We start from the raw sequence: 10,690 nt of genomic DNA, 5'->3' as shown, positions 1-10,690 counted from the left end.
CCCTTGGCCCGCTGATCCTTCCGCCCCAGCGACGCGAACACCTCGCCCACGAACTCGTCCAACCCCGCCCGCACCCGCTCGATCTCATCTACCCGCACGCCGCGAGGTTAACAGTCCCCAAGACAGTCAACAAGACCTAACCAAGTACTACTAGGCCGCGTCACTGGTCGACGCGAGCAGGACGCGCCCGCGCGCCACAGAATCACTGGCACGGACCACAGAATCACCGTCACGACCACAAGTCAATGGCACGGACCACAGAATCAATGTCACCGGACAGCCCGCTCGAAGTGAACAACTCAAGAAAGTGAACGTCAGGTCCGCCGTCTTCCCTTACCGAACGGTAAAGATTACTATCAGGTAAGGGAAGGATTGGATCATGCCTGACATCATCAGGAGCATCGAGGTCGCCGCGCCGGTCGCGGAGGTCTGGAAGTGGTTCAGTTCGCAAGAAGCGCTTCGACGATGGTGGGATCGTCCCGATCTGGAAATCGATCTCGTCGTCGGGGGCAGTTACACGATGACCGGTCCCGACGGCGGCGAGCGCATCTCCGGCTCCGTTCTCGAGCTCGACCAGGAGCGGAGGCTGATCTTGTCCTGGTTCGAGCACGATGCGGGCTGGCTGCATCCGGCACGGCTGGGGTTCACACTGGAGCCCACCGATGCCGGAGTGCGGGTGACGATCTTCCACGACGGTTTCGCCGGGATCGGCAAGCAGGACTGGCCGCGCGTACGGGACGCCTACGACAAGGGCGCCGACGCGCACGCTCTGCTGCCCCGGCTCGCCGCACTGGTGACAGATGGCGTCGGATAGCGGGAGCGACGAGCTGTTCCGGATGCTGGCCGACCCGACACGACGCCGCATCCTCGACCTGCTCGCGGAACACGGCTCCCTCACGGTCGGGGAACTCGCCGCGGAGTTCCCGGGTCTCGTGAGTTCCGGGATCTCCAAGCACCTCATGGCGCTGCGCGCCGCCGGCCTGGTCTCCGCAGCCCGCGAGGGTCGGCATCGACGCTACGCTCTGGACGCCGGCGCTTTCGGCGCTGCACTCGGGCCCTGGCTCGCCCGCTACGAGCCCTTTTTCGCCGAGGCCCTCGACCGCCTGCGCGCCCTCGCCGAGTCCGAGGATCGGTAGCGGTGCAGCCGAAGCTCAGGTGTCGTGTGGCTGGGGTGAGGTTCAGTCAAGTGCGCTCACCGGGTGAAGGGTGAGTGATCGCCCTGGTGAACTTTGCGTCACCCGCGCATGGACCACAGGAAGCTGTGGAGGCGGGCTGGAGGTCGGAGCGGATATGGAAACAGACGTCGCGGGCGTTGCACAGGTGTCGGAGACAGGGCCTGTCCCCGATAACGCGCGCATCGATGAGTTGCTCGAAGCGTCCTACGCGCGAGCGATGCCCCACGACGAGGGAACGGTGGCGGACTACATCCCGATCCTTGCCGAAGCCGATCCCGAAGCGTTCGGGTTGTGCATCGCGGACGTCGACGGCGGCGTGCATGAAGTCGGCGACACGCGCGCCGAGTTCTCGATCCAGTCGATCTCGAAGGCTTTCGTGTACGCCCTGCTGTGCGAGCAGGTCGGGCATGAGCGCGTCCTGGGTATGGTCGGCGTCAATAACACCGGTCTCGCGTTCAACTCGGTCATCGCGATCGAGCTGAACGACGGGCATCCGATGAACCCGATGGTCAATGCCGGCGCCATCGCAACGACCGCGCTGCTTCCCGGCGCTACGGCCGACGACCAATGGCGACTCCTGCACGAGGGTCTGTCTCGGTTCGCGGGTCGCGATCTCCAGGTCGACGGTGAGGTCTACCGGTCGGAGTCGAAAACGAATCACCGCAACCGCGCCATCGCTCGGTTGCTGGAGAGCTACGGCCGGATCGAGCGGGATCCAGAGGCGGTCGTCGACATCTACACACGCCAGTGCGCGCTGCGCGTCGATGCCCGCGACCTCGCCATCATGGCGGCCACGCTCGCCGACGGCGGCGTGAACCCCCTCACTGACGAGCAGATCGTGTCGGCCGACGTCTGCCGAGACACGCTCGCGGTCATGGCAGGCACTGGCCTGTACGAGCGTTCCGGGGAGTGGCTGTTCGAGATCGGCCTGCCCGGAAAGTCGGGCGTCGCCGGCGGGCTGACGACCATCGCACCGGGAAAGGTCGGCATCGGCGCGTACTCGCCGCGGTTGGATGCCGCGGGCAACAGCGTGCGCGGACAGGTCGCCACCGCCTACCTCTCCCGCGCGCTCGGTCTCAACATCTTCGCCTCGGCCCCTCGATCCTCCCGGGCCCGCCACCGTCAAGGACACCTCACATGACCACTCTCCCCGCCGCCCCGGCCACCAGCACCCGCGCGTCATGGCTGCCCATGATCGCGCTCTTCCTCGCGCAGATCCTGATGTCGTACAACGTCTCCGCGCTGCCGGTGTCACTCGGCGGCATGGTCGACGACTTCGGGGTCGCGCCCACCGACGTGAGCACTGCGATCGTCACCTACGGCCTCGTCGTCGCGGCACTCGTCATGGTGGGAGCGAAGATCGGTCAGCGGGTCGGCTGGATCCTGATGTTCCGGATCGTCGTCGTGCTGTTCGCAGCATCCGCCCTCACGATGATCCTCTCGGCATCCGTGGGATGGGTGATCCTCGCGCAGGCGCTGGCGGGCGCCTCGGCGGCCATCATCGTCCCGTCCCTGGTCGCCCTCATCGCCGAGAACTACCGCGGTGCGCAGCAGGCCACCGCGATCGGATCTCTCGGCTCTGCCCGTGCGCTCGCGGGGGTCACCGCCTTCCTTCTCGGCGGCACGCTCGCGACGCTCGTCGGCTGGCGCTGGGTGTTCGCGGTCGTCCTCATCATCGCCATCGCCGTCTTCGCGCTGAGCTTCACGCTGCACTCCGCACCCGGCAACGAAGCGATCAAGATCGACGTCGTCGCGGCCGTGCTGATCGGCGCGGGAATCGTCATGCTCACCCTCGGGGTCAACAACCTCAATGGATGGGGGCTGCTGCAGGCGACGCCGACCGCGCCGTTCGACATCCTCGGGCTCTCACCCGCCACCGTCCTCATCGTGGTCGGCGTCGTCCTCGTGCAACTGTTCTTCGTGTGGACGCGGCGACGCACCCGCGCGGGCAGGGTGCCCCTGGTGAGTCTGTCGGTGTTCGGCGCAGGGACGGAGCGCGCCGCGATCCACGCGATGTTCATCGTGGTCTCGCTCGAGGCCGCTCTGAACTTCACCGTTCCGCTCTACATCCAGATCGTCCAGGGTCGAACGCCGTTCGACACGTCACTGGCGATGCTCCCGTTCAACCTGACCGTGTTCATCACGGCGACCCTCGTCGTGCGGTTCTACTCGCGGTTCGCTCCGCGGGTCATCGGCATGTTCGGGTTCACCCTCACGACCCTCGCGCTCATGTGGCTGGCCTTCGTCGTCAGCAACAACTGGGAGACGCTGCCCACGATCCTCGGCCTCGTCGTGTTCGGCATCGGCCAGGGCGCGCTCGTCACCCTGGTGTTCAACGTCCTCGTCACGGCGTCGCCGAAGGAGCTCGCGGGTGATGTCGGCTCGGTCCGCGGCACCACCCAGAACCTTGCCTCCGCCGTGGGCACCGCCGTCTCCGGGGCGCTGCTGGTCGGCATCCTCAGCGCGAATGTGACCGCGGCGCTCGCCGGCAACGTCGATCTGCCCGAGTCGCTCACGGCGCAGGTCAACCTCGACAGCACCAACTTCGTCAGCAATGACCGACTGCACGAGATCCTCGCCGCAACCGACGCGACGCCGGCGCAGGTGGATGCCGCGGTCGCCCTCAACGAGGACACCCGCCTCTCGGCGCTCAAGCTCGGGCTGCTCATCCTCGCCGGGGTGAGCGCACTGGCGATCGTTCCCGCGAGCCGACTGCCAAGGTACGTACCGGGGGAGATCCCGGAGTCCGTCGCGACAGGCGCCGGGCAGAGTGGCCCTCGCGGGGCCTCAACCATTGGGGAGGTCGCAGCCCAGAGGCTGGAGCGCTTCTCTCGCTGACTCCGTCACGCCGTCGAGCGCGCTGCGGATCGAGGTGAGTCGCTCGACCAGGCCTGCATCGCCGCTGGGCGCGCTCAGCGTGCTGGCAAAGGCGGCCCATGCGTCTTCGACGGCCGGCGCACGGTCCGCCGCTGCCGTCCCGAGGGCGGCGCGGAACGCGCTGTACGACTCTGAGATCGGGTCGGTCAGGGCTGTCAGGTCGGCTCTAGAGCGGACGGAGGAGAGATTGTCACGAGCGTTGGTGAGGGCAGCGCCGAGATCGTCCGCAGCGGCACACGCCTGTTCTGCCGCTGACGCGCTCGTTGCCGTGGGTGTGGGTGTGGAGGTGGCATCCGGTGTGGAAGCGGATGCGCAGGCACTGAGGCCGAGTGCGAGAAGCAAGGTCCCGGTCAGAGCGGTCGTGGATCTGGTTTTCACGGGAGTCCTTTTGGATGTGCCGGCGGCGTCCTAGATGTGCCGGCGGCGTCGGGGGTGAGTTCAGAGACTGTCGAGGTGGTCATCGATGTCGGGGAATCTTGTGACGTCGGGGTTCTCGATGAGCTGCCCGCGGATGCCGACCAGGTTCGGAGTCGCCAGTGCGCGGAGATCCTCGAGCGGGTTCGCGTCGACGACGAGGAGGTCCGCGGACATGCCCGCCGCGACGCTGCCCGTCTCCTTGTGAATGCCGAGGAGCTTCGCGTTCGCTTGTGTGGCGGCGTGGAGCGCGTGGGAGGGGCCGATCCCGCCGTAGCGCGCGACCAGGTCGATCTCTCGCCAGGTGTTGTAGTGGGTGACGTAGGTCAACGCGGAGTCGGTGCCCATGCCGATCGTGATCCCGTTCGCCGCGGCGTCGTGGATCCCCTGGAGCATCTCGTCGAGGATCATGGACGCGTTGGCGTAGACGACGTCGTCGATCCCCGTGATGGAGCGGTCGAGCTTCACCAGTGGGAGGCATGCCTGCAACGTCGGTATCAGTGCGGACGACCCGTAGAGCGAACGAGGGTTGCTGAGAAAGAGGTCGATCATCTCGGCATTCATGCCGGCGCCGTGTTCGATGGTGTCGACGCCGGCGCGGAGTGCAGCGGTGATGCCCTCTTTGCTCTGGGCGTGCGCGGCGACGAGGATGCCCGCGTTGTGCGCTTCTTCGCAGATCGCCGTCATCTCTTCCTCTGTCATCTGCGGCCTTCCTGCTTCGCCGATCGCGCGGGCGTCGGTCACTCCGCCGGTCGCGGCGATCTTGATCGCGCCGACCCCGTTTCGCAGGTTGATGCGGACGTTGCGTCGCGCATCCCAGGGGTTGTCGCTGATGAGGGCGATCTGAGGTGCGCCATGGCCGCCGCTGACGGCCATCAGCGGGCCCGAAGGGATGAGGCGGGGCCCGACATACACGCCTGCTTCGATGTCACCGCGAGCCTTCACCGCCTCGTATCCCACGTCTCCGAGACTGCGGATCGTGGTCACACCCGAGCTCAGTTGGGTGAGGATGTTTCGACGCGTGCGCCCGGCGAGCATCTTCTTCCCGAACGGGCTGTGCATGAAGATCGAGACGAGCTTCTCGGCCCTCTCGCTGGTGAGTACTTGCGGCAGTGGCTTGCCGTCGGCGAACAGGTGGGCGTGCGCGTTGATCATTCCGGGGAGCACGTAGTGGGCGCTCCGCTCGATGACCCGATATCCATGGGGAACGAGAACCTCGGCGGACGGGCCGACGGCCGCGATACGGCCATCGTCGCCGACCAGCAGCGTGTGATCGGGGAGCGCAGTCCCCTGGGCATCGCCGGTGATGATGGTGACGTGCGTAAGCGCGAACGGCGGGGCAGTCATGGTCGTGTCCTCTCAGACGGGTTCGGTATGGCGTGACGACGAGCGGAGCATGTCAAGGGATTCGAGGAAGGTGTCGTCGCAGGTGGGCGACGCCATCGGCGAGCAGTGCGCCGACCTTGATGCCGATGCAGAGGCTGACAAGCGTTTCGAGGGCGACGGTCAGCGCGGTCTCGTCGGCAGCGGCGAGAGCAACAAGACCGACGGTCCCGGGCACGAGCAGGAGGAAAGCGGGCTGAAACGACACCGCCGCCGGGACCGCCATGATGAGGCTGCCGACGAGTCGGGAGAGTAGGAAGAGCAGGGCACACGCGGCGCCGGTCGCGAAGACCTTTCCCCCCAGCGGGGTGAGTGCGACCAGGAGGGCATATGCACAGATCATCGCGGCGATACACAGCAGACCCAATCGGGCGCCCGCCCCGAACGCCAGTGCGATGCCCACTGCGAGAAGCACCACCCCGAACCACGACACCCACAGCGGCGGAACTGCGCCCCACCCCTGAAGATCTGAGTGGACCCCAGCGATCTCGCCCACGAGCGCTGCCGACGCCGGGTCCAAGCGGAGCCCGGTGGCCGTTGCCCCCGCGGCTATCCCTGCCGACATGAAGGCCAGCACGATCATGCCGTACACGAGTCGTGCCGAGCCGGTCACGATGTCCTGCGCGGTCAATTCGAGCAGGGCGTTCGTGATGAGGGCTCCGGGAACCAGGATGGCGATCGGTGCGCAGAGCGCGAACAGCGGCACAGGGCCGGCATGCAGGCCCTGTGCCGCCCCACCCACGATCAGCGTCGATGCGAACGCTACGACGAAGGGAACGATCGCGGCGGCCCGAGGCTGACGGTTCATGAGTCCGGTGATTCCGCCGACGACCACACTCGCCACGGCAGCGGCGAGGATCGCCCACCAGTCGCATCGGAACAGGACTGCCAGGCCGATCCCGACGAGTGTGCTACCGGACACCCACCTCATCAGAGAAGGCGGTCGTGTCATAGCGCGGATCTCCGCGATACGGGCGGGAAGATCCGCGACCCCCATCGATCCCCTGCGGAGCAGACGGTTGAGCGTGTTGGCACGTGCCGCAAGCTGCAGCGACAAGTCGCCCTGTGTCGTCGCGAGGATCGCTGGCTCGGTGCCGCCCCTGCCTGCAAGGACCAGAGTGGGCAGCACCGAGAAGGTTACGACGTCGTCGGCATCCGCGATGAAGGCTGCTTCCTCGAGATGTTCGCGCACATCCGTCACCGACATGCCAGCGTCCAACAGCAGCGTGCCGAAGGTTCCGAGCACGTACGCCGTATCGTCCTGCGTCATCGTCTGCGTCCCCTGACCGGCATATTGCGCCAGTCGAAGCTTCGTGCAGAAGGCTTCTGCGTGGGACGAAGTTCACCAGCAACGTCACCAGGGTTTTCACCCACTTTTCACCCGGCGACAGCATCCGGCTAGAGGGCACTCCGATCCGACGTGTCGTCGCCGGTGTGAGTGCGATCGTCCGGTCTGACGAGGTGCAGCCGGGATCCCTCGATGATGGCATCGGCGCGGGTCGCCACCCCGAGCTTGCGATACAGCGACCGCAACTGGGACTTGACCGTGTTCGGCGAGACGTGAAGCGCCGCGGCGACAGCCGACGCTGTCGTGTGCTCTCCTATTGCGCGGAGGACTCGGAGCTCTGCGGGAGTCAACGCCGCGCGCACCGGCATCTGCGGCGGGAAGACGAGACCGGTCAACGAGGAGAGGAAAGCACCCTTCTCGGTCTTCGATAGCTGCTGCGCTACCCGGGTGCTCACCGTCTCCGGAACGGAGGCGATGATGCGACGTCCCTCCCCGCCGGCGACGATACGGGCGATCCGGACCGCAAGTGCGGCGTCGAGTTCGCGTCCGTCCAGCACATCAGCCCATGCGCTCAGCACCAGCAACTCCACACGGTGCGCCGGAGAGATACCCTCTCGTTCTTGAAGACCTCGCGCGTCTGAGCGGGCATGCGTGAGATCACCCTCATGGATCGCGGTTCGCACCCGTGCCAGCAGAGTGAGCCACCCGGGAGAGCTCCCCGCGTCGACGGCGCGTCGCGCGGCGGGGAGGTCACCGAGCGCCAGATGCGCCTCGGCGGTCAGCGCGGTGACGGCGTCTGCCGCGAATGAGCCTATCTGCACGCGGTGCGAGCTCTTGGTGGTCGCGACCGCCTCGAGCGCATCGAGCGGACGCAAGCTACTGAGCGCCAGGCGACCCCGGGCGAGGAGCAGGAACGGCCAGACCACGTCGGCGACGTCGAGGGCCTCGAGCTGCGCGACCAACGAGCCAGCCCCTGCGTCCTGCCGCTCGACCGCGACGAGCGCCGCGGCGACTGCCTCTGTACCCCGTGCAGCACCCTGATAGGCCGCCGAGGCCGGGGGCAGTGCGGCCGCCGACCGGAGCGCGTGATCAGCGTCATCCAGTGACCCACGAATCGCCGACGCGAGAGCGGCGCGTCCGAGCGAGGAGCGGACAGCGTCATCCGACCCTGTCAGCTCTCCGATCTGACGGGCGGTCGCGAAGTGTGAAAGTGCGGCCCGCGTATGCCCCGCCATCAGCATGGTGGAGCCCACCTGATGGTGGAGCATCCAAATCGGTTGGCCGGCGAGTTCTGCGGGAACGAGGTGGATGCGCGTGATCCTGTTCGCAAGCCTTCCCGCGTAGACCATCGCGCCTGCGATGTCCCCGCTCATCCGAGCAGAGATCACCTGCATCATCGTGAGCACGTCGATCTCGGCCTCGGGGCGAGATCGCATCATCTCGGCGAAACGACCAGCATCGAACGGCTCATTCGATCGAGCAAGTACCGGCGCCAGCGGGTGGACGAGTTGAAGAACAGGGTGCTGCGCGAGGACCCTTCCGGGAAGCGCCCGGACAGCATCCGTCAGCTGCACGTAGTGACGATCGAAAAGTGGCCAGATATGGCGCGTCGCAACGTCCGCAACAGCGTCCGGGTCGCCGCTGGACACCGCTCGGGCAAGCTCCAGGGCCGCATCCGGTGGTGTCGGGGCGCCCATGTCACCACTCCTCTGCCTACGTTCTGGATTCCCCGACAGCGTCAGTATCCACGGGGACGGTCCCCGTCGGCGGACATGCCAAGACCTGCCATCCACCCGTGGGAACTGTCATTCCGGCGTGGAGCCTCAATCTACCCGTAGGTTCCCGCCTCCCCGCAGGCTCCCGCTCACGATGGCGAAGGATGCCGGGGTTCCCCGACAGTTGGCGCCGGCAGGAGCGGAGCGTCGACGAGCGTGCTCGTCAGAGGTAACACGGTCACCGAGCCCGTGCTCTCGAAGGCGTCATCCTGAAAGATCAATGCCGGGGGTGGCTGTGAAGCGTGGACACCGCCCGCGACGGTCGACAGTACGCCTCGGATCACTCCTCGTCCCAAGGCGCGGAGATCGCTTCGATGAATGCCTGGTCATCGCTGCGTCGGTCGGCGGCAGCCACAAGCGCTGCCTGACGACGCGCCTCCGTCGCGAACGCCAGGGTCCGCACATCAGGCACCCAGATCTGCACCAGGCGGAATCCGCGCTCCCGCATCCGGCGCCGGTACTCACTCACCCGCTCACGAACGGCCATGCCGACAACCCTGGATCTCCTCCTCAGCTGGCCACAGCGAGTTCGATCGTGAGATGACGGCCGACGGCGCGTGCGATCCGCCGGAGCGTGGTGATCGTCGGTTGCTGCGACCCGTTCTCGATGGCAGATATAACGGACTGCTTCGAGCCGACGCGCTCCGCGAGTGCCGCCTGTGTGAGCCCCGCGGCCGTGCGCGCCTGATAGACCATCTCGGCGAGCGCGAGGCGCGCCTCTTCCTCGTCGAGCGCGGCGTCGAACCGTGCGCGCTCGCTTGGCGTCATGGCAGCGAGTGCTGCGGCTTCCAGTTCGCGAAACGGAGTGCTCATCAGTTCTTCCCTTCCTTGTGTCTTGCCTGTGCCCGACGAGCTCGGAGGATCTCGCCACGCTCATTGTTGCGCTGCTTTCGGAACGTCGTCAGCGTGACCGCTTGCCGTTCTGGATCGAGCACGTAGGTGATCCGGCGTGCCACCCCTTCGCAGGTGAACCGCAGCTCACGCAGTCCGTCCCCGAGCGGGCGTGAGTGGGGCATGCCGAGCATGTGCCCCTGCGCCAGCGCGGCAACCTCTTCACGCCGCAAGCCGGGAACTCGTCGGTCATCGCCAGCGTCGGGAAGCCCCGCCTGTGTCGGGGTGATCTGTGCGCGACGGGAGACTAGAAACTCCCGCGCATCGTCCATCGAACCCATGACAGCAACGCTACGAGGCCGGAGCGGTGCCGTGGGAGTCCTTGTCTGGTACCCCCAGGAGCTCACCGAGTCGAACTGGCGAGCGTCCTATCGTCCGCCGCAAATGGCAGACCTGCCAAGTGCATGCCAACTACCCGTGGAAACTGTCATCTCGGCGTGGAACCTTCAACTACTGTAGGTTCCCGGTCAAGGTGGCGGAGAACTCGGGGATTCCACGCTAATTGGCAGCAGTTTCGTCAGCAGGATTCCGCGCGAAATGGCAGATCCCTACATAAGAGTAGGAAGTCCACCTAGACTTGACGTCCGCCGCCGCCGTCCGATCGCCCGCGCGATCATCCTCCCGTGCTGGGGATGAACGCGCGGTTCATGACCGGTACCCGAGCACCGTGGTCATGCCGACCTCGGCGTGGTAGATGTTGTGGCAGTGCGCGACCCACAGACCGGGGTTGTCGGCGTCGAAGTCGACTGTCAGGGTCTGGCCCGGGAGGATGATCGAGGTGTCCTTCCGGGGGCCGCCGCCCGTGTGCTGGTAGGTGTGGCCGTGCAGGTGGAACGGATGCCACATCTCGGTGTCATTGCGGATCCGCAACTGCACCCGCTCCCCCA

Annotated in this window: 11 protein-coding genes; 4 read left to right on the top strand and 7 right to left on the bottom strand. The window is 66.6% G+C overall.

Annotated features, from left to right (window positions below):
• The first annotated feature begins 379 nt into the window (after positions 1-379).
• The 4 genes from WBP48_RS10580 to WBP48_RS10565 all read left to right on the top strand — a co-directional run bounded on the left by WBP48_RS10580 (position 380) and on the right by WBP48_RS10565 (position 4,013).
• Positions 380-814, top strand: coding sequence for an SRPBCC family protein (locus WBP48_RS10580; protein WP_424440068.1), 435 nt, complete (start codon positions 380-382; stop codon positions 812-814).
• The gene (locus WBP48_RS10575) at positions 801-1,136 is read left to right on the top strand and encodes an ArsR/SmtB family transcription factor (RefSeq protein ID WP_424440065.1); all 336 of its coding nucleotides are present in this window, start codon (positions 801-803) and stop codon (positions 1,134-1,136) included. The genes WBP48_RS10580 and WBP48_RS10575 overlap by 14 nt, the downstream gene beginning before the upstream one ends.
• Positions 1,137-1,290: 154 nt before the next feature.
• Positions 1,291-2,316, top strand: a complete 1,026-nt coding sequence (gene glsA / locus WBP48_RS10570) for a glutaminase A (protein WP_424440062.1) — start codon at positions 1,291-1,293, stop codon at positions 2,314-2,316.
• Positions 2,313-4,013, top strand: coding sequence for an MFS transporter (locus tag WBP48_RS10565; RefSeq protein ID WP_424440059.1), 1,701 nt, complete (start codon positions 2,313-2,315; stop codon positions 4,011-4,013). Before glsA ends, WBP48_RS10565 begins: the two co-directional genes overlap by 4 nt.
• A 477-nt stretch (positions 4,014-4,490) precedes the next feature.
• Here WBP48_RS10565 and WBP48_RS10560 read toward each other — a convergent pair whose 3' ends face one another.
• The 7 genes from WBP48_RS10560 to WBP48_RS10530 all read right to left on the bottom strand — a co-directional run.
• Positions 4,491-5,813, bottom strand: a complete 1,323-nt coding sequence (locus tag WBP48_RS10560; protein WP_424440056.1) for an amidohydrolase family protein — start codon at positions 5,811-5,813, stop codon at positions 4,491-4,493.
• A gap of 52 nt (positions 5,814-5,865) precedes the next feature.
• Positions 5,866-7,119, bottom strand: a complete 1,254-nt coding sequence (locus tag WBP48_RS10555) for a threonine/serine exporter family protein (RefSeq protein WP_424440053.1) — start codon at positions 7,117-7,119, stop codon at positions 5,866-5,868.
• 128 nt (positions 7,120-7,247) lie between these two features.
• Positions 7,248-8,834 (bottom strand): response regulator transcription factor, encoded by a 1,587-nt coding sequence (locus tag WBP48_RS10550; RefSeq protein ID WP_424440050.1) that lies wholly within the window; start codon positions 8,832-8,834, stop codon positions 7,248-7,250.
• Between the two features lie 358 nt (positions 8,835-9,192).
• Positions 9,193-9,399 carry an antitoxin MazE-like protein gene (locus tag WBP48_RS10545; RefSeq protein ID WP_424440047.1) on the bottom strand — a complete coding sequence of 69 codons (207 nt, stop codon included), beginning with the start codon at positions 9,397-9,399 and terminating at the stop codon, positions 9,193-9,195.
• 23 nt (positions 9,400-9,422) lie between these two features.
• Entirely contained in the window at positions 9,423-9,725 is a 303-nt protein-coding gene (locus WBP48_RS10540; protein WP_424440044.1) for a helix-turn-helix domain-containing protein, read from the bottom strand.
• Positions 9,725-10,084, bottom strand: a complete 360-nt coding sequence (locus tag WBP48_RS10535; protein ID WP_424440041.1) for a type II toxin-antitoxin system RelE/ParE family toxin — start codon at positions 10,082-10,084, stop codon at positions 9,725-9,727. The genes WBP48_RS10540 and WBP48_RS10535 overlap by 1 nt, the downstream gene beginning before the upstream one ends.
• A gap of 364 nt (positions 10,085-10,448) precedes the next feature.
• Positions 10,449-10,690 (bottom strand): multicopper oxidase domain-containing protein (locus WBP48_RS10530; RefSeq protein WP_424440038.1); only part of this gene is annotated, 242 nt, incomplete at its 5' end.

The organism is Microbacterium sp. (assembly GCF_049661145.1).
Classification (GTDB): Bacteria; Actinomycetota; Actinomycetes; order Actinomycetales; family Microbacteriaceae; genus Microbacterium.
The sequence above is the reverse complement of the archived record's forward strand: the minus strand, read 5'-3'. Positions and strand labels throughout refer to the sequence as shown.